This is a genomic window from Kocuria sp. KKT182, from assembly GCF_055635395.1.
Genome location: NZ_CM145757.1, coordinates 693,918 through 718,192 on the forward strand (window position 1 = coordinate 693,918; position 24,275 = coordinate 718,192).

General features: G+C 74.0%; 21 protein-coding genes. 7 read left to right on the plus strand and 14 right to left on the minus strand.

All coding sequences use genetic code 11. The features are described from left to right. Positions 1-3: 3 nt before the first annotated feature. The 10 genes from ACZ2G1_RS03095 to ACZ2G1_RS03140 all read right to left on the minus strand — a co-directional run bounded on the left by ACZ2G1_RS03095 (position 4) and on the right by ACZ2G1_RS03140 (position 11,755). A complete protein-coding gene (locus ACZ2G1_RS03095; protein ID WP_419966979.1) occupies positions 4-918 on the minus strand; it encodes a shikimate dehydrogenase in 915 nt (304 codons plus the stop codon). Next, positions 888-2,111 carry an endolytic transglycosylase MltG gene (locus tag ACZ2G1_RS03100; RefSeq protein WP_052133031.1) on the minus strand — a complete coding sequence of 408 codons (1,224 nt, stop codon included), beginning with the start codon at positions 2,109-2,111 and terminating at the stop codon, positions 888-890. The genes ACZ2G1_RS03095 and ACZ2G1_RS03100 overlap by 31 nt, the downstream gene beginning before the upstream one ends. Beyond that, entirely contained in the window at positions 2,108-2,800 is a 693-nt protein-coding gene (gene ruvX, locus ACZ2G1_RS03105) for a Holliday junction resolvase RuvX (RefSeq protein WP_470377471.1), read from the minus strand. The genes ACZ2G1_RS03100 and ruvX overlap by 4 nt, the downstream gene beginning before the upstream one ends. Then, entirely contained in the window at positions 2,797-5,493 is a 2,697-nt protein-coding gene (alaS, locus tag ACZ2G1_RS03110; protein ID WP_336649439.1) for an alanine--tRNA ligase, read from the minus strand. The genes ruvX and alaS overlap by 4 nt, the downstream gene beginning before the upstream one ends. Then, positions 5,493-5,864 (minus strand): hypothetical protein, encoded by a 372-nt coding sequence (locus ACZ2G1_RS03115; protein ID WP_109244404.1) that lies wholly within the window; start codon positions 5,862-5,864, stop codon positions 5,493-5,495. The genes alaS and ACZ2G1_RS03115 overlap by 1 nt, the downstream gene beginning before the upstream one ends. Beyond that, a complete protein-coding gene (locus tag ACZ2G1_RS03120; RefSeq protein ID WP_031282383.1) occupies positions 5,861-6,289 on the minus strand; it encodes a DUF948 domain-containing protein in 429 nt (142 codons plus the stop codon). The genes ACZ2G1_RS03115 and ACZ2G1_RS03120 overlap by 4 nt, the downstream gene beginning before the upstream one ends. Positions 6,290-6,483: 194 nt before the next feature. Next, the gene (rpsD, locus tag ACZ2G1_RS03125) at positions 6,484-7,116 is read right to left on the minus strand and encodes a 30S ribosomal protein S4 (protein ID WP_017832285.1); all 633 of its coding nucleotides are present in this window, start codon (positions 7,114-7,116) and stop codon (positions 6,484-6,486) included. A 361-nt stretch (positions 7,117-7,477) separates the two neighbouring features. After that, the gene (gene glpK, locus ACZ2G1_RS03130; RefSeq protein ID WP_109244405.1) at positions 7,478-9,001 is read right to left on the minus strand and encodes a glycerol kinase GlpK; all 1,524 of its coding nucleotides are present in this window, start codon (positions 8,999-9,001) and stop codon (positions 7,478-7,480) included. A gap of 59 nt (positions 9,002-9,060) precedes the next feature. Continuing rightward, a complete protein-coding gene (locus ACZ2G1_RS03135; RefSeq protein WP_368795954.1) occupies positions 9,061-9,843 on the minus strand; it encodes an MIP/aquaporin family protein in 783 nt (260 codons plus the stop codon). A gap of 112 nt (positions 9,844-9,955) precedes the next feature. Beyond that, positions 9,956-11,755 (minus strand): glycerol-3-phosphate dehydrogenase/oxidase, encoded by a 1,800-nt coding sequence (locus ACZ2G1_RS03140; protein ID WP_095650959.1) that lies wholly within the window; start codon positions 11,753-11,755, stop codon positions 9,956-9,958. Between the two features lie 68 nt (positions 11,756-11,823). Between ACZ2G1_RS03140 and ACZ2G1_RS03145 the strand changes: the two genes are divergently transcribed. Further along, a complete protein-coding gene (locus tag ACZ2G1_RS03145) occupies positions 11,824-12,780 on the plus strand; it encodes a sugar-binding transcriptional regulator (RefSeq protein WP_470377472.1) in 957 nt (318 codons plus the stop codon). Positions 12,781-12,789: 9 nt separating this feature from the next. Here the strand turns inward: ACZ2G1_RS03145 and ACZ2G1_RS03150 are convergent, their stop codons facing one another. After that, complete coding sequence (locus ACZ2G1_RS03150) at positions 12,790-14,262, minus strand: replication-associated recombination protein A (RefSeq protein WP_229588369.1); 1,473 nt, start codon at positions 14,260-14,262, stop codon at positions 12,790-12,792. Positions 14,263-14,443: 181 nt separating this feature from the next. Between ACZ2G1_RS03150 and ACZ2G1_RS03155 the strand changes: the two genes are divergently transcribed. Beyond that, the gene (locus ACZ2G1_RS03155; RefSeq protein WP_229588367.1) at positions 14,444-15,748 is read left to right on the plus strand and encodes a cation:proton antiporter domain-containing protein; all 1,305 of its coding nucleotides are present in this window, start codon (positions 14,444-14,446) and stop codon (positions 15,746-15,748) included. Positions 15,749-15,769: 21 nt separating this feature from the next. Here ACZ2G1_RS03155 and dtd read toward each other — a convergent pair whose 3' ends face one another. Further along, complete coding sequence (gene dtd, locus ACZ2G1_RS03160; RefSeq protein ID WP_095650955.1) at positions 15,770-16,222, minus strand: D-aminoacyl-tRNA deacylase; 453 nt, start codon at positions 16,220-16,222, stop codon at positions 15,770-15,772. Between the two features lie 55 nt (positions 16,223-16,277). On the opposite strand from dtd, the gene ACZ2G1_RS03165 reads away from it, so the two are divergent. Beyond that, positions 16,278-16,877, plus strand: coding sequence for a phosphatase PAP2 family protein (locus tag ACZ2G1_RS03165; RefSeq protein ID WP_095650954.1), 600 nt, complete (start codon positions 16,278-16,280; stop codon positions 16,875-16,877). A gap of 17 nt (positions 16,878-16,894) precedes the next feature. Here ACZ2G1_RS03165 and ACZ2G1_RS03170 read toward each other — a convergent pair whose 3' ends face one another. Beyond that, on the minus strand, positions 16,895-17,521 hold the full coding sequence (locus tag ACZ2G1_RS03170) for a maleylpyruvate isomerase N-terminal domain-containing protein (protein WP_290467935.1): 627 nt from the start codon (positions 17,519-17,521) through the stop codon (positions 16,895-16,897). 341 nt (positions 17,522-17,862) lie between these two features. Between ACZ2G1_RS03170 and ACZ2G1_RS03175 the strand changes: the two genes are divergently transcribed. The 4 genes from ACZ2G1_RS03175 (at position 17,863) to ACZ2G1_RS03190 (ending at position 22,201) form a co-directional block, all read left to right on the plus strand. Further along, entirely contained in the window at positions 17,863-18,291 is a 429-nt protein-coding gene (locus tag ACZ2G1_RS03175; RefSeq protein ID WP_126346302.1) for a hypothetical protein, read from the plus strand. Then, positions 18,291-19,529: a glutathionylspermidine synthase family protein gene (locus ACZ2G1_RS03180; protein ID WP_095650952.1), complete on the plus strand. Its 1,239-nt coding sequence runs from the start codon at positions 18,291-18,293 to the stop codon at positions 19,527-19,529. Before ACZ2G1_RS03175 ends, ACZ2G1_RS03180 begins: the two co-directional genes overlap by 1 nt. Beyond that, complete coding sequence (locus ACZ2G1_RS03185; RefSeq protein WP_470377473.1) at positions 19,526-20,818, plus strand: amino acid permease; 1,293 nt, start codon at positions 19,526-19,528, stop codon at positions 20,816-20,818. Before ACZ2G1_RS03180 ends, ACZ2G1_RS03185 begins: the two co-directional genes overlap by 4 nt. 81 nt (positions 20,819-20,899) lie before the next feature. Then, positions 20,900-22,201 carry a winged helix-turn-helix domain-containing protein gene (locus ACZ2G1_RS03190; RefSeq protein WP_470377474.1) on the plus strand — a complete coding sequence of 434 codons (1,302 nt, stop codon included), beginning with the start codon at positions 20,900-20,902 and terminating at the stop codon, positions 22,199-22,201. Between the two features lie 167 nt (positions 22,202-22,368). Here ACZ2G1_RS03190 and aspS read toward each other — a convergent pair whose 3' ends face one another. Further along, entirely contained in the window at positions 22,369-24,171 is a 1,803-nt protein-coding gene (aspS, locus tag ACZ2G1_RS03195) for an aspartate--tRNA ligase (RefSeq protein WP_109222659.1), read from the minus strand. Between the last annotated feature and the right edge of the window lie 104 nt (positions 24,172-24,275).

Below are 24,275 nucleotides of genomic sequence, written 5' to 3' on the forward strand. Positions count from 1 at the left end.
GTCTCAGGTGCGGGGCAGGGACGGGGCGGCGAGGATGGGCCGCCCCACGGCCGCGCACATCGCGGCGACCACGTCCTGCTCGCGGGGCAGGGGTGTGCCCGGATCGCGGCCGGTGAACAGGCGGATCTGGTCCACCGCCTGGAAGATCAGCATATCGAGTCCCGGGGCCACCGCTCCCCCGGCCCGGGACCAGGCCGCGGCCACCGCCGACGGCCACGGGTCGTAGGCGGCGTCCAGGAGGACGCCCGTGGTGGTCGGGGCGGCGGCCTCCAGCTGCGCCGCCAGCTCGTCCGCGCCGTGCGGGGGGAGGGTGGAGACGACCACGTCGTACGCGGCCAGGAGGCCCGGCGCCTCGTCCCACGCCCGCAGGTGCACGGGGATCCCGAGCCGGCGCCCCGCCTCGACGGCGCGCCCGGCGCGGGTGGCGGAGCGCACGAAGACGTCCACGGAGGCGGCCCCGAGCCGCTGCGCGGCGGCGACGGCGGCCGTGGCCGTGCCGCCCCCGCCGAGGACGGCGGCCCGGGGGACGGCCGGCACGGTGCCCGCCGCGAGCACCGCGCCCACGATGCCGGTGACGTCGGTGTTGTGGCCGAGCACCGTCCCGTCCGGGCGGAAGAGCAGGGTGTTGACCGCGCCCACCGCCGCCCCGAGGACCGTGAGCTCGTCCGCGCACGCGGCGGCCACCGACTTCAGGGGCATCGTCACCGACAGCCCGCGCCAGGCGGGATCGGACCGGCGGGCGTCGACGAACGGCGGGAGCTGCTCCTCGACCAGGTCGTGGGCGTCGTAGTGCACGTCCTCGCCCAGCACCGCGTACGCGGCGCGGTGCAGGTCCGGGGACCTCGAGTGGCCGATGGGGTGGCCCACCACGGCGGCGCGGGCGGGACTCACCCGCACCGGCCCTCGTTCTCGCTGCACCACTGGTTGTACTCCTCCACGTACCCCAGGTGCTCCGCGTAGGTCTCGGCGAACTTCGTCTCGCCCGTGTCCAGGTCCACGGTCACCCAGAAGTAGTAGTCGTTGTCCTGCGGGTCGGCGGCCGCCGCGATGGCGGCGTCGCCCGGGGAGCCGATGGGGCCCACCGGCAGGCCGGGGTTGGCGAAGGTGTTGTACCGGTTGGACTCGTCGCGGCGCTCCTCCTCCGAGAAGTCGTAGCTGCGGCGGTCGAGGCCGTAGGTCACGGACGCGTCGGACTGGATGAACCCGGAGGTCTCGCCGTCGGGGTTCTCGAGCCGGTTCTCGATCGCGCCGGCCACCACGTCGTAGTGCTCGGGCTGGACCTCGAACTCGATGATCGAGCCGATGGTGAGCACCTCGAAGATCTGGTCCTCGTCGCTGATGCCGTTGTCGTCGAGGGTCGTGCGGGTGCGGTCCACCATCGTCTGCAGGATCTGCTCCGCCGTGGCGTCCAGCGGGAACCGGTACTCGCCCGGGTGCAGCCAGCCCTCGAGGGTGGGGAAGCGGTCCGGGATCCCGAACGTCGCCGTGTCCTCCCGGTAGGCCTCGAACTCGGAGACGGGGATGCCGGTGGACTCGCTGAGGACCCCGAACACGTCGGTCATGCGCAGGGTCCGGTTGACCGCCGCGTAGTGGGTGGCCTCGTCCTCCTCCATGAGCGCGTCCACGGCGGCCTCCGAGCTCATCTCCGTGCGCAGCTCGTACTCGCCCGGCTGGATGAACTGCTCGGCGTGCTCCTCCTGGTAGGTCTCGACGAACGTCTCGGCGTCCGCCACGATCCCCTGCGCCTCGAGGGCCACGGCGATCTGGCCGGTGGTGGCGCCGTCGGCCACGGAGAAGGTCACGGGGTCCTTGCCGTCGCCGCGGTAGTCGCGGACCTCGAACCACCGGAAGGTGGAGCCGAGCACGGACACCGTGATCAGCGCGGCGAGCAGGAACAGGGCGATGGCCGTGGTCAGTGAGACGCGGCCGCGGCGCCGGCGCCGCTTGACCTGCTCGGGGGTGAGCTCCTCGTGCTCGAAGACGCCGCGCAGGCCCGTGGAGGGCTCCCTCGAGGACGGGGCGTCCAGGAGGCTGCCCAGACCGCCGCCGGACGACTCCCGGGGCGCCTCGGGTCGGCGGGGCGCCGACTGGTCGTACGGATCGTCGCTCACGAATGCTCTCCGTCCGGATCGGTGGTCGTCAACGGTGCCGTCCGCGCCCGGTCGGGCGCTCCGGCGGTGTCCTCGGCGGTGTCCTCGGCCGTGTTCCCGGCTCCGGTGGACGACTCCCCGCGGCGGGCCGCGGCCGGACCCTGCCCGTCGCGGTCACCCCCATTATGCGGGACGGCGGGTGCCGCGGCGCCGGGGACCGGCGGGTCCACCGGCGCGCCGGGCTCCGCCCCGGTCGCCCTGGCCCGGTCCACGGCGCTCTGCAGGATGGTGGCCGCGGCCACCTGGTCGACCTTGTCCATGTGGTCGCGGCGGGCGACCCCGGCCTCCAGCAGCGCCCGGTGGGCGTCCACGGTGCTGAGGCGCTCGTCGACCAGCCGCACCGGCACGTCGCGGCCCTTCACGCGCAGCCGCCGCACGAGGGCCTCCGCGTAGTCGCGCGCCATCGCGGTCGAGGCGTTCTCCCCGCCGTCGAGGCTGCGGGGCAGCCCCACGTAGACGGCGACGACGTCGTGCTCCTGGACCAGACCGGCCAGCAGCTTCACGTCGAAGCCCTTCCGGGGGTCGGGGTCGCGCCGCAGCGTGGTAAGCGGCGTGGCGAGGATGCCGTCGGGGTCGCACAGGGCGACCCCGACGCGGACGAGGCCGACGTCGACCCCCATCCGCCGTCCCCGGGCGTAGGCGTCGCTCACGCGGCGGCGCCGCCCGTCGCCCGGGCGATGTCGGCCAGCACCGCGTCCAGGGCGGCCCCCGTTTTGGCCGGGTCCTGCCCGCCGCCCTGGGCGATGTCGTCCTTGCCGCCGCCGCCGCCGCCGAGGACCTTGGCGGCCGTGCGCACGAGCCGGCCGGCCTGCACCCCGGCCGCGCGGGCGCCCTCGGTGGTCGCCACGAGGACCAGGGGACGGCCCTTGGCCGTGCCCGTGACGGCGACGACGAACGGCTCCGCCGTCATCCGGCCGCGCAGGTCGAGGGCGAGCGAGCGGACGTCGTCGGCCCCGGAGACCTCGCCCATGTCGTGGGTCAGGACCTTTACGGCGCCGACCTCCCGCACGCCGTCGAGCAGGGCGCCGGCCTGCGCCTGGAGCTTCTCCCGGCGCAGGACCGCGAGCTCCTTCTCGGCCGACTTCAGCTTCTCGAGGGTGCCCGCCAGGCGCTCGGGCAGCTCCGCGGAGGACTGCACCTTGAGCATGCCGGTGAGCTGGTGCACGAGGGTCCGCTCGGCCGCGAGGTGGCGGAACGAGTCCAGGCCCACGAGCGCCTCGACGCGGCGGTTGCCCGAGCCCACGGACTGCTCGGTGAGCAGGGTGAGGGAGCCGATCTGGGCGGTGCCGCCCACGTGCGTGCCGCCGCACAGCTCCCGGGACCAGGGTCCGTTCAGCTCGACCACGCGCACCCGGTCCCCGTACTTCTCGCCGAACAGGGACATGGCGCCCATGGCCTTGGCCTCGTCGAGGGCCATCTCCTGCGTGACGACCTCGTGGTTGGCGTGGATCGCCGCGTTGGAGACCTCCTCGATCTCCCGGCGCTGGGCCTCGGCGAGCCCCTCGCCCCACGCGAAGTCGAAGCGCAGGTACCCCTCCTTGTTGAAGGAACCGCGCTGGACGGCCTCGGGGCCGAGGATGTCGTGCAGGGCCGCGTGGACGATGTGGGTGCCGGTGTGGGCGGCCTCGGCGGCGCGCCGGCGGGCGACGTCCACCTGGGCGAGCACCGTGGCCCCGGAAAGGGCCTCGCCCTCGCGCACGACCGCCTGGTGCACGGACAGCCCCTTCACGGGCTGCTGGACGTCGGTGACCTCGAGCACGAAGCCGTCGCCGCTGATGGTGCCCCGGTCGGCGGCCTGGCCGCCGGCCTCGGCGTAGAACGGCGTCTCGTCGAGGACGACCTCGACGTGCTCCCCGGCCGACGCGGCGGGGATGGTCACGCCGTCCTGCAGCAGGGCGCGCAGCACGGTCTCGTGGCCGAGCCGGGTGTAGCCGGTGAACACCGAGCCGCCCTCGTCGACGAGCCGGCGGAACACCGAGAGGTCGGCGTGGGCGCCCTTCTTGGCGCGGGCGTCCTGCTGGGCGCGGTGGCGCTGCTCCTCCATGAGACCGCGGAACGCCGTCTCGTCCACCTGGACCCCGGCCTCCGCGGCCATCTCGAGGGTCAGGTCGATGGGGAAGCCGTAGGTGTCGTGCAGGGCGAAGGCCTCCGCGCCGGAGACGGCCTGGCCCTGGCGCCGGGCGCCGGCCACGGCCTCGTTGAGCCGGGTGGTGCCGGACTCGATGGTCTTCAGGAACGCCCGCTCCTCGGCGTAGGCGATCCGGGAGATCCGCTCGAAGTCCTCGGCCACGTAGGGGTAGACGCCGCGCATGGCGTCCCGGGAGGCGGGCAGCAGCACGGGCAGGCAGGGCTCGGTGACGCCCATCAGGCGCATCGCGCGGATCGCGCGGCGCAGCAGGCGGCGCAGGATGTACCCGCGGCCCTCGTTGGACGGGCTCACGCCGTCGGCGATGAGCATCAGCGAGGAGCGGACGTGGTCGGCGACCACGCGCATCCGCACGTCGTCGTCGTAGCCCTCCTCCCCCGGCTTCTCGGAGCCGTGGTACCGCTTCCCCGAGAGCTCGGACGCCCTGTCCAGGACGGGGCGGACCTGGTCGGTCTCGTAGAAGTTCTCGACGCCCTGCAGCAGCATGGCGAGGCGCTCGACGCCGAGGCCGGTGTCGATGTTCTGCTCGGGGAGGTCGCCCAGGATCTCGTAGTCCTTGCCCGAGCCCTCACCGCGCTGGTACTGCATGAAGACGAGGTTCCAGATCTCGATGTACCGGTCGTCGTCGACGGCCGGGCCGCCCTCCCGGCCGTACCGGGGGCCGCGGTCGTAGAAGATCTCCGAGTCGGGGCCCGCGGGGCCGGGCTGGCCGGTGTCCCAGTAGTTCTCGTCCCGGCCCAGCCGCTGGATCCGCTCGGCGGGCACCCCCACGGTGTCCTTCCAGAGCGTGTAGGACTCCTCGTCGCCCTCGTAGACGGTCACCCACAGCCGGTCCGGGTCCAGACCGAAGCCGCCCTTCTCGAGCGGGCTGGTGAGCAGCTCCCACGCCATGGGGATGGCCCGCTCCTTGAAGTAGTCGCCGAAGGAGAAGTTGCCGGCCATCTGGAAGAACGTGCCGTGCCGGGCGGTCTTGCCCACCTCGTCGATGTCGAGGGTGCGGATGCACTTCTGGATGGACGTGGCGCGCCGGTAGGGGGCGGTCTCCTGGCCGAGGAAGTACGGGATGAACGGGACCATGCCCGCGATCGTGAACATGGCACCCGGCTGGGAGGAGATCAGCGAGGCGGAGGGCACCACGGTGTGGCCCTGGCCTTCGAAGTAGTCCAGCCAGCGCTTGGTGATTTCCTGAGAGAGCATTACCGGTGCTTTCCTTCGCGTTCGGTCGAGGGGTCGGTGGGCTCCGCCGCGGCCCCGGCCGCGCCGGGGGCGGCGGTGCCGTCCAGCACCGGCGGGGCGGTGCGGCCGGCGGCGAGACGGCCGGCCTGCGGCCGGGGGGCGGCGACGCCGAAGGACTCGCGCAGCTCGGCTTCGCGCTCGTCCATGCCCGCGCGCACGGTGGCGGCGAAGCGGTAGAGCCGGGAGCGCCAGTCCCCGGGGCGGGGCGCGCGCGCGGCGCCGCTGCCGCCCGGCACGGAGAGGTCCTGGCCGGGTGACCGGGCGAGGCGGGTGGCGGCGGCGCCGAGCACGCCGCCGGCGGCCACGAGGGCGAGCCGGCCCCAGAAGCTCATGGCCGGTCCTCCCCCGGGGCGCCGGGGGCCTGCTCGTCGGCGGCCCCGAAGCGGTCGGCCCGGTGGGAGCCGTGCGGGGCGGTGTCGCCCGTGAACGCCCGGCGGACGCCGTGCGAGAACGCGGCGACCTTGATCAGCGGCTGGCCCACGGTGGAGGCCACCAGGGAGGACAGCGCGGAGACGTTCGCGGAGGCGTCGGAGACGTTGGTCGTGATCCCGTCCACCTTCTCGAGCTGCGAGTTGGTGGTCGAGACGGTGCGGGTGACCTCGTCGATGAGGGGGACGGTCTCGTTGTTGAGCGAGCGGATCGTCAGCCGCAGCTCGTCGAAGACCTTGCCGAGCTTGAGGATCGGCACCGCGAGCAGGAGCACCAGCACGGCGAACACCCCCGCGGCGAGCAGTCCTGCGATTTCTCCACCGGTCATGGGGCGGCGCGCTCCTTGCTGGTCGGGTCGGGGGGCCGGGGCGGCAGGACCGCCCGGGCGTGCGGGGACGGGCACCGGCGCGGTGCCCGGGGATCAACTGTACCGAACGGAAGAGCCCGCGGCGCAGGCGCCGCGGGCTCTCCGCAGGGAAGGCCCTGCCCCCGGGGGGGTCCCGGCGGCAGGAGCCCGCAGGATCAGGCCATGCGGGCGTAGTACTCCACCACGAGCTGCTCCTCGCAGGTCACGGGGACCTCGGCGCGCTTGGGCTTGCGGACCAGCTTGGCCTGCAGCTTCTCGATCTGCACGTCGAGGTAGCCCGGGGTGTCGGGCAGCACGGCCTGGTGCGCGCCGGCGGCGGCGACCTGGAAGGGCACCATCTTCTCCGACTTGGCGTGCACGTGGATCAGCTGACCCTCCTTGACCTGGTAGGAGGGGCGGTCCACCCGCTCGCCGTCAACCAGGATGTGGCGGTGCACGACCATCTGGCGGGCCTGGGCCATGGTCCGGGCGAAGCCGGAGCGCAGGACCAGGGCGTCCAGGCGGGACTCCAGCAGGGCGACCAGGTTCTCACCGGTCTGCCCCTCCTGGCGCTTGGCCTCGACGTAGGCGATGTGCATCTGCTTCTCGCGGATGTTGTACTGCGCCCGGAGACGCTGCTTCTCGCGCAGCCGGACGGCGTAGTCCGAGTCTGCCTTCCGGCGGGCACGGCCGTGCTCGCCGGGGCCGTAGGGACGGCGCTCGAAGTACTTCTCGGCCTTCGGGGTCAGGGCGATCCCGAGGGCGCGGGACTTGCGCACCTGGCGGCGCGCACGCGTGTTGTTAGCCACGTTTACCTTTCACAATGCGGTGCCCTCCCCCGTCCGGCGTGCGGTGCGGGGGGAGCGTGTTCTGTTCGGTCCGGCCTCCGAGGACGGGATCGGTCCCGCCGGAGAGGTGAGGATCAGCCGCAATCCTCCTGTCCTGCAAGCGCCGTGGCCGCGCGCCGCGCACCGTGGTTGAGGCGGTGCGCCGGTCGTGCGGGAGCACGGGCCTTGCCGGCCGACGTCCTACTATAGCGTGTGCGGGGCCGTGGCGCGCCCCGGGGTGCTCGCGGTGCGGGCCGGCCCCCGTCCCGGTCCCGGCGCGCCGGAGCGCCGCCCGGGAGTCCCGGACGGCGCTCCGGCGCACGAGCCCTCGGCGCGGACGCGGTCAGTCGACGTCCTCGTCCACCCAGTCGAAGGTCTTGGTGACGGCCTTCTGCCAGTTGCGGAACAGCCGGCCGCGCTCGGCGTCCTCCATCTGCGGCTCCCAGCGCTTGTTCTCGGCCCAGTTCGCGGTGACCTCCTCCGTCCCGGACCAGAAGCCGACGGCGATGCCCGCGGCGTAGGCGGCGCCGAGGGCCGTGGTCTCGGTGACCTCCGGGCGGATCACCGGGACCCCGAGCTGGTCCGCCTGGAACTGCATGAGCAGCTCGTTGGCGGTCATCCCGCCGTCCACCTTGAGCTCGGTGATGTCCACCCCGGCGTCGGCGTTCATCGCCTCGACCACCTCGCGGGACTGGTAGGCCGTGGCCTCCAGGGCGGCCCGGGCGATGTGGGCCTTGTTGACGTAGCGAGTCAGGCCCACCAGGGCGCCGCGGGCGTCCGAGCGCCAGTACGGGGCGAACAGGCCGCTGAAGGCCGGGACGAAGTAGGCCCCGCCGTTGTCCTCGACCGACGCGGCCAGGGACTCGACCTGCGGTGCTGAGGAGAGGATGCCCAGGTTGTCGCGCAGCCACTGGACCAGGGACCCGGTCACGGCGATGGAGCCCTCCAGGGCGTAGACGGCGTCCTGGTCGCCGATCTTGTAGCACACCGTGCTCAGCAGCCCGTTCTCCGAGTGCACCACCTCGGTGCCCACGTTCATCAGCACGAAGCTGCCTGTGCCGTAGGTGTTCTTGCCCATGCCCTTCTCGAAGCACGCCTGCCCGAACATCGCGGCCTGCTGGTCGCCGAGGATGCCGGCGATCGGCACGTCCTTGAGGAAGCCGCGGGTGCGGCCCTTGCCGTAGACCTCGGAGGAGGAGCGGATCTCGGGCAGCATCGACGTGGGGATGCCCATGTCGGCGCAGATCTCCTCGTTCCAGTCGAGGGTCGCCAGGTTCATCAGCATGGTGCGCGAGGCGTTGGTGACGTCGGTGACGTGCACCCCGCCGTCCACGCCGCCCGTCATGTTCCACACCAGCCAGGAGTCGGTGTTGCCCATGAGCAGGTCCCCGCGCTCGGCCCGCTCCCGGGCGCCGTCCACGTTGTCCAGGATCCACTTGACCTTCGGGCCCGAGAAGTAGCTGGCCAGGGGCAGGCCCACCCGGTCCTTGTACCGGTCCGGGCCGACCTCCCCGCCGAGCTCCTCGGCGATCTTCTGGGTGCGGGTGTCCTGCCAGACGATGGCGTTGTAGACGGGCTCCCCGGTGGTGCGGTCCCAGACCACGGTGGTCTCGCGCTGGTTGGTGATGCCCACGGCGGCCAGGTCCCGGGCGTTGATCTCGGCGGAGGCCTCGGCGTCGGCGACGACCTTGCGGACGTTGCGCCAGATCTCCATGGGGTCGTGCTCCACCCAGCCGGCGCGCGGGAAGATCTGCTCGTGCTCGAGCTGACCGGTGCTGACGATCGTGCCCCGGTGGTCGAAGATGATCGCGCGGGAGCTCGTGGTGCCCTGGTCGATGGCCATGACGTACTTGGTGTCGGTGCTCATGGGTGGTCCCTCACTTCGTTGTGGTGTCGTGGACGGGTCGGTCGGTGGTGGTGCGGGCGTCAGGCGGGAACGTTGGCGTACAGCTGGTAGAAGCCGCCGGCGAGCACGGCGCCGATGAGCGGGCCCACGACCGGGACCCAGGCGTAGGCCCAGTCGCTGGAGCCCTTCCCGCGGATGGGCAGCACGGCGTGGGCGATGCGCGGACCGAGGTCACGGGCGGGGTTGATGGCGTAGCCCGTGGGCCCGCCGAGGCTCGCGCCGATGCCGACCACGAGCAGCGCCACGGCCAGCGGCCCGATCTCCGAGGGCGTGTTGCCGAAGAGCAGGATCACGATGACGAGGACGAACGTGCCGATCACCTCGGTGACCACGTTCCAGCCGTAGGAGCGCACGGCGGGGCCGGTGGAGAACACGGCCAGCTTGGTCTCCGCGTCGATGTCCTCGTCGAAGTGCTTCTTGTAGGCGAGGAAGGCCAGCACGGCGCCCAGGAAGGCGCCGACCAGCTCTCCGGCGAAGTAGACGAGCGTGCTGACGAGGGTGACGGCCACCCCGGGGGCGTACTCCTCGGCGCCGCTGGCCCACAGGCCCACGGTCACGGCGGGGTTGATGTGGGCACCGGACTGCCAGGCGACGTAGACGCCGGCGAACACGGCCAGGCCCCAGCCGAAGTTGATCATCAGGAACCCGCCGCCGAGTCCCTTGGTCCTCGGCAGCACGGCGTTGGCGACCACGCCGGCGCCGAGCAGGATCAGCATCGCGGTGCCCGCGACCTCGGACCAGAAGACGGTGGACAGGGAGATGGGCACGGTGGGCGCGACGGCCTGTACCACTGCGTTCGACATCGACAGCACTGCGACTCCTCAGGTGGTGCGGATTGGATGGACCGGCCGCCCGTCGGGGACGGCCGGTGGGGGGTGGGGTCGGGGGACGGGGCTCGGTGGGACGGGTGGGTGCTCAGGCCTCGGAGGGGCGCACGAGTTCCAGGACGTCGGGGGCCGCTGCCCGTGCGGCGGCGGCGGCGGTGTCGTCCGGGGTTCTCGCGGCCTCGTCCTCCGCCGCGCAGCGGAGCCGGTAGGCCTCGACCTCGGCCCCCCGCCGCCGGTCGTCCCAGCCGAGGGCCTCGGCCGCGAGGTCCGCGATCTCCTCGACCGCGTCGAGCCCGTGGCGGGCCTGCTCCCACGTGAGCCGGGTGCGCGTGTCGAAGATGTCCTCGAGGTGCAGCGCGCCCTCGTGGGTGCAGGCGTGCACGATCTCCGCCCGCAGGTAGGCCGGGGCCCCCTCCAGGGGGCGGCCCAGGTCGGGGCGGTCCTCCACGAGCTCGGCGATCTCGGTGATCGCCGACCCGTAGCGGCCGAGCAGGTGCTGCACCCGCTCCTCGTTCCAGTCGTGCCGGGCGCCCAGGCTGCCGGCCTGGTGGCTGAGCGCGAGATAGCCCTCGGCGCCCAGCAGCGGAGTGCGGTCGGTGACCGAGGGCACGGCCTTGGCCCGCTCCTCGCCCAGGGCGAGGTCCACGGCGTCCTCGGCCATCACCCGGTAGGTGGTGAGCTTGCCCCCGGCGATCGTGATCAGCCCGGGGGCGACCTCGGTCACGGTGTGCTCGCGGGAGATCTTCGTGGACTGCGCGTCCCCGCCGCCCTTCTTCGTCCCGGGCTGCAGCAGCGGCCGCAGCCCGGCGTACGTGCCGATCACGTCCTCGCGGGTGAGCGGCCGGTCGAGGACCACGTTGGCGTGGTCGATGACGTAGTCGATGTCCTCCGCGGTGGCCACCGGGTTGACGAGGTCCTGGTGGTAGGGGGTGTCGGTGGTGCCGATGATCCAGTACCGCGCCCACGGGATGATGAAGAGCACGGACTTCTCGGTCTGCAGGATCAGCCCGCTCTCGCCGCGGATCCGCTCGCGGGGCACGATGATGTGGATGCCCTTGGAGGCGAGCACCTTCAGCCCGCCCTCGGCGTGGGCCAGGTCCTGGGTCTGCTCGGTCCAGACCCCGGTGGCGGCGATGACGGTCTTCGCCCGCACCGTGTGCTCCGCCCCCGTCTCGAGGTCGCGCACGGTGGCGCCGACCACCCGGCCGGTCTCGTCCGTGGGGAAGGACACGGCCCGCGTGCGGTTGGCGGCGAGCGCGCCGTAGCGCACGGCGGTGCGCACGATGGTGACGACGAGGCGGGCGTCGTCGACCTGGCCGTCCCAGTACTTGACGGCGCCGACCATGGAGCCGGGCTTGATGTCGGGGAAGACCCGCTGGACGCCCTTGAAGCTGTAGTGCCGCTGGTAGGGCAGGGTCGCGACCTTGGCGCCGATGTGGGCGAGGGCGTCGTAGAGGCCGATCCCGGCGGTGACGTAGGGCCGCTCCCAGAAGCGGTGGGTCAGCGGGTAGAGGAAGGGCACGGGCTTGACGAGGTGGGGGGCGAGGAAGTCCAGGAGCAGCTCGCGCTCGCGCAGCGCCTCGGAGACGAGCTTGAAGTCGAGCTGCTGGAGGTAGCGCAGGCCGCCGTGGACGAGCTTGGAGGACCACTGCGAGGTGCCGCCGGCCCAGTCCTGGGCCTCGACGATGCCGGTGCGCAGTCCGCGGGTCACGGCGTCCAGGGCGATGCCGGCGCCGGTGATGCCGCCTCCGACCACGAGGACGTCGAGCTCGGGGCCGTCGGAGAACTCGGCGAGTGCGCGGTCCCGTTCGGCGCTGGAGAGGGTGGGGTGGGCCATGGTGGGGAACTCCTCGGGGCGGGTGGTTGCGGTCGGGAAGGTGCTCTGCATCACACTCTGTCCTGGGTTGCACCTATGCTCAAAGCAAATGAACGGACGTGCAGGGAAGGGAGGGTCACATGCACGGTGATGCCGAGCTCCACCACGCGGCGGAGCTGTACTACGTGCAGGGCATGACGATGGAGGCGGTGGCGGACCGCTTCGGGGTCTCCCGCCCCACGGTCTCGCGGATGCTGCAGGCCGCCCGGGAGCGGGGCATCGTGCGGATCAGCCTCGCGGCTCCCCCGGACGCGGGACACGACCTGTCCCACCGGCTCCGGGAGGCCTTCGGGGTGACGGTGCACGTGGCGGGCACGCCGCGCACGGCCACGGAGCCGCAGCGGCTGGAGTCCGTGGCCCGGGCCGCGGCGGGGCTGCTGGGCGACTGGTTCGGGGACGGGATGACGCTGGCGGTCGCCTGGGGGATCACGACCTCCGCGATCGGGGGCCACCTGCAGCCGAAGGCCACGCGGGACGCGGTGGTCGTGCAGATGAACGGCGCGGTCAGCGCCCGTTCCACGGGGACGGCGCAGTCCTCGGCGCTGCTCGGGCAGATGTCGGCGGCCTTCGGGGCCGCGCTGCTGCCCTTCCCCGCCCCCGCGTTCTTCGACCAGGAGGAGACGCGGCGGCTGATGTGGCAGGAGTCCTCGGTGCGGCGGGTGCTGGCGGTGCGCAACGCGGCGGACCTGGCGGTGTTCAGCGTGGGGGCCTTCCGCGGTCCGATGATCTCCCAGGTGTACACCAGCGGCTACCTGCCGGAGGACGCGCTCCGGGAGCTGTCCGCGCACCGGGTGGTCGGCGACGTGTGCACGGTCTTCCTGCGGGAGGACGGGACCTACGCCGACATCGACTACAACCGGCGGGCGAGCGGGCCCACGCCCATGGAGCTGCGGCGGATCCCGCGCCGGCTGTGCGTGGTGGCGGGGGACCACAAGGTGCCGGGCGTGGTGGGCGCCCTGCGGGCGGGCGTGGTCACGGACCTGCTCATCGACGAGCGCACGGCCGCGTCGGTGGTGCGCCACCTGTTCGGCCGCTGAGCCCGGCGGTCACCGGCCCCGGACGATGCCCCGCAGGATCTCGAGGCGGTGGGCGATCTCGCGCTCGCGGCCGTGCTCGGTGGGCCGGTAGTAGTCGGTGCCCACGAGCTCGTCGGGCGGGTACTGCTGGGCGGCCACGCCGTTGGGCTCGTCGTGGGAGTAGACGTAGCCCCGGCCGTGGCCGAGCTGGCCCGCGCCGGGGTAGTGGGCGTCGCGCAGGTGGAGCGGGACGGGTCCGGCTCGGCCGGCGCGGACGTCTGCGATCGCCTCGTTGATCGCGGTGTAGGCGGCGTTGGACTTCGGGGCGGTCGCCAGGTGCGCCACGGCCTGGGCCAGCGGGATCCGCCCCTCGGGCATGCCGATGAGCTGCACGGCGTCGGCGGCCGCCACCGCGGTCTGCAGGGCGGTCGGGTCGGCGGTGCCGATGTCCTCGGAGGCGGAGATGATGAGCCGGCGGGCGATGAACCGCGGGTCCTCCCCCGCCTCGATCATCCGGGCCAGGTAGTGCATCGCGGCGTCGACGTCGGAGCCGCGGATCGACTTGATGAACGCGCTGACCACGTCGTAGTGCTGGTCGCCGTTCTTGTCGTAGCGCACCGCCGCCCGGTCGAGGGCCTCCTCGGCGTGCTCCCGGGTGATCACCGGCACCGGCCGCGCGCGGTCCCCGCCGTCGTCCCCGTCCGTATCCCCGCCGGTGTCCCCGTCCGTGTCGTGGTCGTCCGGCTGCTCCGAGAACGCGACCCCGGCGGCGGCCTCGAGGGAGGTCAGGGCCTTGCGGGCGTCCCCGCCGCACAGGTCCAGGAGGTGCTCGCGGGCCTCCGCGGTGAGCTCCACCTCGCCGTTCAGTCCCCGGGGGTCGGCGACGGCCCGGTCCAGCAGCGCCCCGATGTCGGCGCGCTCCAGCGGCTGCAGCGTGAGCAGCAGCGAGCGCGAGAGCAGCGGCGAGATCACCGAGAAGGACGGGTTCTCCGTGGTGGCCGCGACCAGCACCACCCACTGGTTCTCCACCCCGGGCAGCAGCGCGTCCTGCTGGGCCTTGGTGAAGCGGTGGATCTCGTCGAGGAACAGCACCGTGGTGCGCCCGTGCAGGTCCCGGTCCGTGAGCGCCTCGTCCATCACCTTCCGCACGTCCTTGACGCCGGCGGTGATCGCGGAGAGCTCCACGAACTTCCGGGACACGCCCCGGGCGATCACGTGGGCCAGGGTGGTCTTGCCCGTGCCCGGGGGGCCCCACAGGATGATCGACGACGGTCCCGCCGGGCCCCGGTCCTCCCCCGCCAGCACCTGCAGCGGGGAGCCGGGCTTGAGCAGGTGCTGCTGGCCCACGATCTCGTCGAGGCGGCGCGGGCGCATCCGCACCGCCAGCGGCGCCCGGGAGCGCCGCGCCCGGCCGGCCGGGCGGGCGGCACGGTCCGCCCCGTCCCCGGCGGCGCGGGGACCGGGGTCGGGGGCGTCGAGGTCGTCGAAGAGGGAGCCGGTCACCCCCTCAGGCTAGCGGCTGCACCCGTCGCGGCCTGTCGGACGAGGGGGCACAGGGCGTACGATCAGCACGCTGATCACGTCGGTGCCGGCGGCGGGCGCGCTCCGCCCGGCGACGGCCACGACCGCTGCGGCGCGGGGTCCACCGGGGATCCCGCCCGGCCGTTCCAGGAATGAGGTACCGGTGTTCGAGGCCCCGAGTCTGCTCTTCGCCGCCGCCGGGCTCGCCGTGTTCGCGGCCGCCCTGCTGCCCCGCCTGCTCGTGCGGGCCCCCGTGTCGATGCCCATGGTGTTCCTGGCCGCCGGGGCGGTGATCTTCGCCCTGGCCGACACCCTGCCCGACCCGGACCCGGTGGCCCACAGCGCCGTCACCCTGCACCTGAGCGAGATCTGCGTGATCGTCTCGCTGATGGGCGCCGGGCTGGCCCTGGACCGACCGCTGGGCTTCCGGCGCTGGGCCACGACCTGGCGGCTGCTGGGGATCGCCATGCCCCTGAGCCTGCTCGGGGCGGCCCTGCTGGGCTGGTCGGTGCTGGGGCTGAGCGCGGCCGGGGCCGTGCTCGTGGCCGCGGCGCTGGCCCCCACCGATCCGGTCCTGGCCTCCGAGGTGCAGGTCGGGGAGCCCTCGGAGTCGCAGGAGGACCTCGAGGGCGAGGACGAGGTCCGTTTCGGGCTCACCTCCGAGGCGGGGCTCAACGACGGCCTGGCCTTCCCGTTCGTCTACCTCGCCATCGCCCTGAGCGTGGTGGGCACCGCTCCCGGCGCGTGGCTGCCGCACTTCCTGAGCGTGGACGTGGCCTGGCGGATCGCGGTCGGCTGTCTCGCCGGGGTCCTCGTGGGCCTGCTCCTGCGGCGGCTCTTCTTCCGCTCCCGGCTCGACAGCGTCCGCACGACCGCGCAGACCGAGGGGTTCGTGGCCCTGGCCGCCACCTTCCTCACCTACGGTCTGACCGAGATGGTCGAGGGCTACGGGTTCATCGCCGTGTTCGTGTGCGCCGTGACCATCCGGGCGGGCGAGCGGGTGCACGGCGCCCACGGCGTGCTGCACAGCTACATCGAGCAGCTCGAGCGGCTGCTCACCGTGGTGGTGCTCGTGCTCCTGGGCGGCGCCGTGGCCCGGGGGCTGTTCGCCGGGCTCAGCTGGCGGGAGGTGCTCGTCGCGGCGGCCTTCCTGCTGCTGGTGCGCCCCCTCGCCGGCTGGATCAGTCTGCTCGGCGGCCGGACGGGACCGTGGGAGCGCGGCGTGCTCGCCTTCTTCGGCGTGCGCGGCATCGGCTCGATCTACTACCTCGCCTACGCCCTGTCCGAGGGCGAGTTCGCCGCCGAGGACCAGGCCCTGTGGCGCATCGTGGGGCTGGTGGTCGTCGGCTCGGTCCTGCTGCACGGGGTCACCGCGGGGCCCGTCATCGCGGCCCTCGACCGCGCCCGGGAGCGGAAGGCCCGCGAGGAGACGGGCTCCGAGGAGGCCGCTCCCCGCACGGCGATCTGACGGCCCGCGCCGGCCCCGGTCTCAGCCCCGCCGGGGCCGTTCCAGCTCGGCGCTGTCCAGGACCAGGGTGAACGGGCCGTCGTTGACGAGCTCCACCTGCATCGCCGCCCCGAAGCGGCCGGTCGCCACGCGCGCGCCGAGCTCCCGCAGCGCGGCGACGTACGCCTCGAACACGGGCTCCGAGACGGGGCCGGGGGCGGCGGCCGACCACGAGGGGCGCCGGCCCCGGCGGGCGTCGCCGTAGAGGGTGAACTGGCTGACGGCGAGCACCGGGGCGCCGAGGTCGGCGCAGGACCGCTCGCCCTCCAGCAGCCGCAGCGTCCAGGTCTTCTCGGCGAGCTTCGCGGCCGTCGCGGCGTCGTCGTCGTGGGTCACGCCCACCAGGGCCAGCAGCCCCGGCTCCTCGACGGCCCCCACGACCTCTCCTCCGACGGTCACGGCGGCCCGGGACACTCTCTGCAGAACGATGCGCATGGGCCCCAGTCCACCACAGGACCGGGCGCACCCGGGGCCCCGCTAGCCTCGTCCCATGACCACCGCGCGCAGCACGCCCCGACCGAGCACCCTGGTGGCCGAGGTGTTCGCGCCCGCCCCGCTGGTGCTGTCCCTGCTGGTGCTCGCCGGCTGGTCGGGGGCCGGGTGGTCCGGGGCCCTGTGGGGTCTGGGGACGGCGGTGGTCGTGGCGTCGCTGCCGATGCTCGTGCTGCGGGTGCTGGCCCGGCGCGGGCGGGTGGACGGGCACTTCGTGCGCGCCCGGGCCCAGCGGCTGCCGGTCTACGCCGCCACGGGGGTGCTCACGGCGCTCGTGGTGGTCGCCGAGCTCGCGCTGGGCGCCCCTCCGGTGGTGCCGGTGACCACGGCGTTCGTGCTGCTGGGCCTGCTGGTGCTGCTGGTCGTGACCCTGTGGTGGAAGGTCTCCGCCCACGTGGCGATGGCCGCGTGCTGGGCCGTGGGGCTCGGCGTCCTCAGCGCCCCGTGGGCGGCGCTGGCCGCGGCGCCGGTGCCGGTCGCGGTGGCCGTCTCGCGGGTGCGCACCGGGGACCACACCCCGGCGCAGACGGTCGTCGGGGCCCTGATCGGCGTGCTCGTCGCGCTGGTCTGGGCGTCGGCCGCGCGCACGGTGCTCTGACCGGCGCCCGGGCCGGTTCAGCCCAGGACCGAGAAGCCCGGAGGCAGCGGCCGCCGGCCCGTGAGCGCCAGCAGGACCCCGGGCAGGTGCCCGCCGTGGGCGGCGAGCTCCAGCGCCGTCCGTCCGGCGTCGGCCAGGACGTGCTCGGGGGGTCTCCGGTCCAGCCCGCAGGCCCCGGCGACGTCCAGGCCGTGGACCGCCAGCTCGAACGTGCGGGTGGGCACGTAGGCGCGCAGCCGGGTGCCGCCTACCAGGGTGCGGATCAGCGGGTCCTCGTCGACGGGCACCTGCGCCAGGGCGTCCCGGGCCCGGTCCAGCGAGGCCCGGACGGTGGCGGCCGGGTGCCGGCCGAGCTCGCGGCCGGCGGCGACGCCCCGGGCCTCGACCTCAGCGGGGTCCGTGGCCGCGGCGGAGAGCGCGTAGTACTGGGCCGTGCCGGTGCAGGTCTCGTCGTCGGCGGGGACCGTGAGATAGGTGCCGAGCGTGACGAGCGCGCGGTGGGTGTGCCCCACGAGCGCCCGGACGTCCCAGGCGCCCAGGCCCGGCCGGGTCCAGTGGTGCGGGCGGATCTCCCCGACGAGGTCGGCGAACCAGGCCCCGGCGTCGAGGAGGGCGGTGCGGGCGGCGGCGGGATCACGGCTCATGGGCTCCCCTGGGTGCTCGGCGCGGGGGCGGGTCCGGTCGGCGGGATCCGGCCCCGGAGGTGCCCGAAGCCTACTGCGCGGCGACGGCGGAAGGGCCGATGTTGCGCCTGGTTGCGCCCGCACATCCGGCGGCGGGGCGCCGGCGGCGCGCGGGGTCCGGGACACGGGCCGGGGCGGGGCGCCCGGACGGGGCCGGGACGTCGTACGCTCGGAGGACCCCGCACGGGCGGGCCGGGTGCACCGGCGCCGCCGTGCGGACCGTGCCGGCCGGCCCCGCGCCCCGACCGGCGCCACCGCAGTCCTCGACCGCCCCGTCCCGTCCTCGTCCCGGAAGGCCCCGCATGCCGCCCCGCCCCTCCTCACGGACCATGGCCGCCGCCTCGATCGGCGCCCTGACGATCGCCCTGACCGGCTGCGGGCAGGAGGCCCAGGACGTGCAGGAGGTGGACTCGGACTACGCCCAGATCTGCGTCGAGGACCCGGACGGGGAGGGCGGCGCCGAGCCCGTGCGGGTCGACGACGACGAGTGCGACGACGACCGCGGGCCGCGGGTGGGCGGCTTCTTCCCGATGTGGGTGCTCATGAGCTCCGCCCGGGCCACGGCCGTCCCCGCCGTGGGCTCGCCGGTGTCGTCCGCGGCGGGCTGGAGCACCGGCCGGCCGCCGGGCTCGGCCACCGTGGCCCGCGGTCTGCCCCGCGACGGGGCCGCCGTGGGCAAGAGCGGCGTCTCGCGCGGCTTCGGCGGGTCCAAGAGCGGCTGGGGCTCCTGATGCGGCGCATCGACGGCCTGGCGCCGCGCCCCGGCTGGGAGCGCACCGTCCGCGCCGAGGGGCTCACCTACGCCCGCACCGAGCGGCCCGACGGCCGGTCCTTCTCGTACTGGAACGAGACGGCCGCCTACGTCTTCTCCCCCGACGAGGTGGACGAGCTGGAGTCCGTCACGGACGAGCTGCACCGGATGTGCGCCGAGGCCGCCCGGTACCTGGCCACCGGCGCGCTGGGCACGCTGGGCCTGTCGGAGGCGGCCTTCGAGCTGGCCCAGCACTCCCTCCGGCTGCGGGAGCCCTCGGTCTACGGCCGCTTCGACCTGGCCTGGGACGGGACGGGCCCGCCGAAGATGCTCGAGCTCAACGGCGACACCCCCACCGGGCTGGTCGAGGGGGCGATCTGCCAGTGGAGCCGCATGGAGGCGCTGTTCCCGGGCCTGGGCGAGGACCACCCGGAGTTCGACCAGCTCAACGGGCTGTGGCCCATGCTCGTGGACCGGTGGCGGCAGCGGCTGCCGTACTCGGCCACGAAGACCCTGCACGTGGCCTACACCCGGGAGGAGGAGTCCGGGGAGGACGCGGCCAACGCCGCCGTCATCGCGAACACCGCGGTCGAGGCCGGCTACCGGGCCGTCCTGCTGCCCGTCGAGGACGTCCGCTACGACACCGGGTCCGGCGGCTGGGTGCACGCGACCGGGGACGTGGACGACCCCGTGGTGGTCGGCCCGATCGAGGAGATCTTCGCCCTGCACCCGTGGGAGCACATGGTCGACGACGGCCCCGGGGCGTTCGTGCTCGACGACCCCACCCGGATGCACCACTGGTACGAGCCGGCGTGGAAGATGTTCCAGTCCAACAAGCTCCTGCTCGTGGCCTTGTGGCGGTGCTTCCCCGGGCACGAGAACCTGCTGGCCGCCCACCCGGACGGGCCCGGCGAGCTGCGGGAGTGGGTGCGCAAGCCCGTGTTCGGCCGCGAGGGGGACGGCATCGAGATGCACGCCCGCAACGTGCGGATCCGCTCCGAGCACCCCCACCCGTCCCCGCTGGACGTGTGGCAGGCCTACACGCCCATCCGGAACTTCCCGGGCTCCGACGGCGCCCCCAACCACCCGGTCATCGGCTCGTGGGTGGTGGGCGAGGCGGGCGCGGCCGGCATCGGCATCCGCGAGTCGGACGGCCCGCTGACCGACTACTACTGCCGGTTCGTGCCCAACGTCATCGACAAGAAGGGTCTGCTGTGACCGCCCACCTGCTCCCCCGGTCGATCTCCACCACGACCTCCGCGGTCATCGGGTCCACCTCGATCGCCCCGCTGTACTCGGCCGTGGTCACGGTGGGCCTGATCCACGCCCTGGTCGGCGTCTGGACGCCCGTGGTGCTGGTCGGCGCCGTGCTCCCCATGGTGGTCGTCTCGGTCTGCTTCGCCCGCCTGGACGCCCTCTACGAGGACCAGGGCACCGTCTACCGATGGGCCCGGGAGGCCTACGGCGCGTTCGCCGGATTCCTGGGCGGGTGGGGGCTGTGGCTCTCGGCGACCCTCGTGCTCGCCTCCCTCGCCTGGGTCACGGCCGACTCCGCCCTGTTCGCCCTCGGGATCGGCGCCGGGCCCTGGACCACCACCGCCGTGGCCGCCCTGCTCATGGCGGCCTTCGCGGCGGTGTCCGCCACGGGGATCAGGGTCTCGGCCGCCGTGCAGTGGGTCCTGGCCGTCCTGCAGCTGATCGGGGTGGGCGTGCTGGTGTGGGCGGTGCGCACCGCGCCGGCCCTGCCGCCCGGCACGGGCGAGGACGGGGAGTGGACCGGCTTCTACGGCACCGCGGAGCTCGCCGTCGGCACCGGGGTCTCGGCCGGGGACGTGGCGGCCGCCGTGCTGCTGGCCCTGTTCCTGTACTGGGGGTGGGACTCCACGTTCTCGCTCACCGAGGAGTCCACCACGCAGCGGGCCCCGCGGGTCTCGGCGTGGGTCGCGCTGGGCGTGGTGGCGGCCGCCTACGCCGCCATCGGCTGGGCCTACGCCCCGGGGTCCTCGGTGGCCTCTCCGCTGCTGGCCGCGCTCGTGGCGGTCTCGGCGGGGGCGTCCATCGGCACCACGATGATCCCCACCTCCCGCGGCCTGATGTCCATGGCGCGCGGAGGGCACCTGCCGCGCCGCTTCCGGTCCCTGTCCTTCGCCACCTGGACCACCGCCGCCGTCGCCGCCGCCTGGATGGCGTTCTCCGGGCCGCTCTTCGACGACTCGATCGGCATCATCTCGGTGCTCGTGGCCCTCTACTACGGCCTGGCCTGCGCCGCGGTGGCGAAGCTCGGGCGGACCGCCGCGGCGCGGGCGCTCGGCGTGCTGGGCGCCGCGCTCATGGCCGTCGCCCTCGTGCTGACGGGCGCGGAGTACGCGCTGACCGCCTCGTGGGTGTGGGTGGGCCTGGTGCTCGCGCTGCTCGTGGTCCCGCTGTGGTTCCTCCTGGGCCGGGGCCGCGAGCCGCTGCCGGGCGCCCACGAGCGCACCCCGCACCTGGAGAGCCTGCTCGACTGACCCCCTCGCCGGCTGCTGCCCTGCCGGACCGCTGGTGCCCGGACCACCATGCCCCGGCCGCAGTCGTGCGCGCGGCCGCGAATGCCGTCGACTCCGCACGCCGGTCTCGGTATCGTCGTCCGGGTGACCCGCACGATCAGCTCGGCCCAGGCGCGCCGCGTCGCGATCGCCGCCCAGGGCCTGGACCGCACCCGGCCCCCGGTGGTGACGATGCGGCACGTCACGAGCACCGTGGAGCGCATCGGGCTGCTGCAGATCGACTCGGTCAACGTCCTCGCCCGGGCGCACCTGCTGCCGCTGCTCGCCCGGCTCGGGCCGTACGACACCGCCCTGCTCGATCGGGCAGCGGGCCGGGCGCCGCGCCGCCTCGTCGAGGCCTGGGCGCATGAGGCCTGCTACCTGCCCGTCGCCACCTTCCCGCTCGTCGCCTGGACCCGCCGGCGCTGGGCCGGCATGGACCCCGACGCGCTGGAGGCGCGCCACCCGGGCGTGCTCGAGCTCGTCCGTGCCGTCGTCGCCGAACGCGGCCCGCTCACGGCCCGGGAGGTCGAGGCGTTCGTCGACGCCCGCCACGCGCAGCGCGCCGAGGAGGGCTGGGGCTGGCGGTGGAGCGCCGCCAGGACCGCCCTGGAGATCCTCTTCGACGCCGGGCAGCTCGGCGCCGCGCGCCGCAACGCACAGTTCGAGCGGGTCTACGACCTCGCCGAGCGCGTCCTGCCCCCGCACGTCCGTGGGCAGCCGCCGCCGGACCCGGACGACGCCGTCCGCGAGCTCGTCCGCATCTCCACCCGCGCCCACGGCATCGGGACCGTCCGGTGCTTCGCCGACTACTTCCGCCTCGGGCAGCGCGTCACCCGCCGCGCTGTCGACGAGCTCGTCGACAGCGGCGAGCTGCTGCCCGTCACGGTCGCCGGCTGGGACCGCCCGGCGTGGCTGCACGCCGACGCCGGCGTGCCGCGCCGCACGGGCGCCCGTGCCCTGCTGGCCCCCTTCGATCCGCTCGTCTTCGAGCGTCGTCGGCTCCTGGAGCTGTTCGGGATGCACTACCGCATCGGGATCTACACCCCCGCCTCCCGGCGCACCCACGGCTACTACGTGCTGCCGTTCCTGCTCGGCGAGTCCCTCGTCGCCCGGGTCGACCTCAAGTACGACCGGGACCGCGGCGTCCTCCTGGTCCGCTCCGCCTTCGCCGAGGAGCCGGGTCCCGACGCCGCCGCGGCAACGAGGTGGCCGACGCGCTCCGTCGTCGTCGGGGAGCTGGCGGCCGAGCTGGCGACGACCGCGACGTGGCTGGGCGCGGACACCGTCGCCGTGGACGAGGACGCGAGAGGGGAACTGATCGGTCCGCTGCGGGGAGAGCTCCGCCGACCGGGTCCGCGCTGAGGCCCGAGGATCCGTCCCGACGACGATCGCGGTGGGCGCGGGCTGGATCGGCCTGCGGCGGGGGCTCGGCACCGCTGTGCTGCCGCCGGACCGAGCACCGGCGCACCGAAAGCACATCGGGCCGGGTCCGCCCGGAGCGGGCGGACCCGGCCCGATGGGGCCCTGGCCTAGTGCGCGGCCGCCTTCTCGGCCTTCAGGTCCTCGTCCTGCTTCGCCCCCGGCCTGGCGTCCACCCCGGCCTCCCGGCGCTGCTGCGGGGTGATCGGCGCCGGCGCGGCGGTCAGCGGGTCGAAGCCGTTGCCGGTCTTCGGGAACGCGATGACCTCGCGGATGGAGTCGGTCCCGGCCAGCAGGGCGACCACGCGGTCCCAGCCGAAGGCGATGCCGCCGTGCGGGGGCGCGCCGTACTTGAAGCCCTCGAGCAGGAACCCGAACTTCTCGTCGGCCTCCTCCCGGCCGATGCCCATGACCTCGAAGACCCGCCGCTGCACGTCCTGCTGGTGGATGCGGATCGAGCCGCCGCCGATCTCGTTGCCGTTGCACACGATGTCGTAGGCGTAGGCCAGGGCGTGCTCGGGGTCCTCGTCGAAGGTGTCCAGGAACTCGGGCTTGGGCGAGGTGAACGCGTGGTGCACGGCGGTCCACTGGCCGGCGCCGACGGCGACGTCGCCGGACTCGACGGCCTCGGCCGCGGACTCGAACAGGGGCGCGTCCACGATCCACACGAACGCCCAGGCGTCCTCGTCGATCAGACCGGTGCGGTGGCCGATCTCCACCCGGGCCGCGCCCAGCAGCGCGCGGGAGGATTTCTTCTCGCCGGCGGCGAAGAAGATGCAGTCCCCGGGCCGCGCGCCGGTCGCGGCGGCGAGGCCCTCGCGCTCGGCCTCGGTGATGTTCTTGGCCACCGGTCCCGTCAGGGTGCCGTCCTCGCCGACGAGGACGTAGGCCAGGCCCTTGGCCCCGCGCTGCTTGGCCCACTCCTGCCAGGCGTCCAGGGTGCGGCGCGGCTGGGACGCCCCGCCGGGCATGACCACGGCGCCCACGTAGGGGGCCTTGAACACGCGGAAGGTGGTGTCCTGGAAGTACTCGGTCAGCTCGGTGAGCTCGAGGCCGAAGCGCAGGTCCGGCTTGTCGGAGCCGTACTTCGCCATCGCCTCCGCGTAGGTCATCCGGCGGATGGGGGTGGGGATCTCCACGTCGATGAGCTTCCACAGCGCGGCCACGATCCGCTCGCCGAGGGCGATGACGTCGTCCTGCTCCACGAAGGAGGCCTCGATGTCGAGCTGGGTGAACTCGGGCTGTCGGTCGGCGCGGAAGTCCTCGTCCCGGTAGCAGCGTGCGATCTGGTAGTACTTCTCGATCCCGCCGACCTGCAGCAGCTGCTTGAACAGCTGCGGGGACTGCGGCAGGGCGTACCAGGAGCCCGGGGCCAGGCGGGCCGGGACCACGAAGTCGCGGGCGCCCTCGGGGGTGGAGCGGGTCAGCGTGGGCGTCTCCACCTCGGTGAACCCGTCCTGGTGCAGCATCTCGCGGGCCACCCGGTTGGCGTCGGAGCGCAGGCGCATGATACGGGCCGGCTCCGGGCGGCGCAGGTCCAGGTAGCGGTGCCGCAGGCGGGCGTCCTCGCCGACCTCCACGTGCTCGTCGATCTGGAAGGGCAGCGCGGCGGCGGTGTTGAGCACGGTCACGGTCTCGGCCATGACCTCGACCTCGCCGGTGGACAGCGCCGGGTTCTCGTTGCCCTCGGGGCGGCGCTCCACGGTGCCGGTGACCTGCAGGACGAACTCGTTGCGCAGGTGGTGGAAGTCCGCCTCGTCGCGCACCACGATCTGGGCGACCCCGGAGGCGTCGCGCAGGTCCAGGAAGGCCACCCCTCCGTGGTCGCGGCGCCGGCCGACCCAGCCGGCCAGCGTGACGGTCTCTCCGATGTGCTCGGCGCGCAGGGCGCCGAGGTTGTGGGTGCGCAGCACTGAAAAACCCTTCGTTGTTCGGGAGGTGCGGACGGGGCCGCGCCCATCGCGCGTTTCCCGGGGATTCACCGGGTGCCCCTACTCTCGTTCCGTGCACGAGTTTA

Coding starts and splice junctions, on each gene's coding strand:
- alaS (WP_336649439.1), bottom strand. CDS start 5,493: ATGCTCTCTCAGGAAATCACCAAGCGCTGGCTGGACTACTTCGAAGGC.
- ACZ2G1_RS03115 (WP_109244404.1), bottom strand. CDS start 5,864: ATGAGCTTCTGGGGCCGGCTCGCCCTCGTGGCCGCCGGCGGCGTGCTC.
- ACZ2G1_RS03120 (WP_031282383.1), bottom strand. CDS start 6,289: ATGACCGGTGGAGAAATCGCAGGACTGCTCGCCGCGGGGGTGTTCGCC.
- glpK (WP_109244405.1), bottom strand. CDS start 9,001: ATGAGCACCGACACCAAGTACGTCATGGCCATCGACCAGGGCACCACG.
- ACZ2G1_RS03135 (WP_368795954.1), bottom strand. CDS start 9,843: ATGTCGAACGCAGTGGTACAGGCCGTCGCGCCCACCGTGCCCATCTCC.
- ACZ2G1_RS03140 (WP_095650959.1), bottom strand. CDS start 11,755: ATGCAGAGCACCTTCCCGACCGCAACCACCCGCCCCGAGGAGTTCCCC.
- ACZ2G1_RS03145 (WP_470377472.1), top strand. CDS start 11,824: ATGCACGGTGATGCCGAGCTCCACCACGCGGCGGAGCTGTACTACGTG.
- dtd (WP_095650955.1), bottom strand. CDS start 16,222: ATGCGCATCGTTCTGCAGAGAGTGTCCCGGGCCGCCGTGACCGTCGGA.
- ACZ2G1_RS03165 (WP_095650954.1), top strand. CDS start 16,278: ATGACCACCGCGCGCAGCACGCCCCGACCGAGCACCCTGGTGGCCGAG.
- ACZ2G1_RS03170 (WP_290467935.1), bottom strand. CDS start 17,521: ATGAGCCGTGATCCCGCCGCCGCCCGCACCGCCCTCCTCGACGCCGGG.
- ACZ2G1_RS03175 (WP_126346302.1), top strand. CDS start 17,863: ATGCCGCCCCGCCCCTCCTCACGGACCATGGCCGCCGCCTCGATCGGC.
- ACZ2G1_RS03180 (WP_095650952.1), top strand. CDS start 18,291: ATGCGGCGCATCGACGGCCTGGCGCCGCGCCCCGGCTGGGAGCGCACC.
- ACZ2G1_RS03190 (WP_470377474.1), top strand. CDS start 20,900: ATGCCGTCGACTCCGCACGCCGGTCTCGGTATCGTCGTCCGGGTGACC.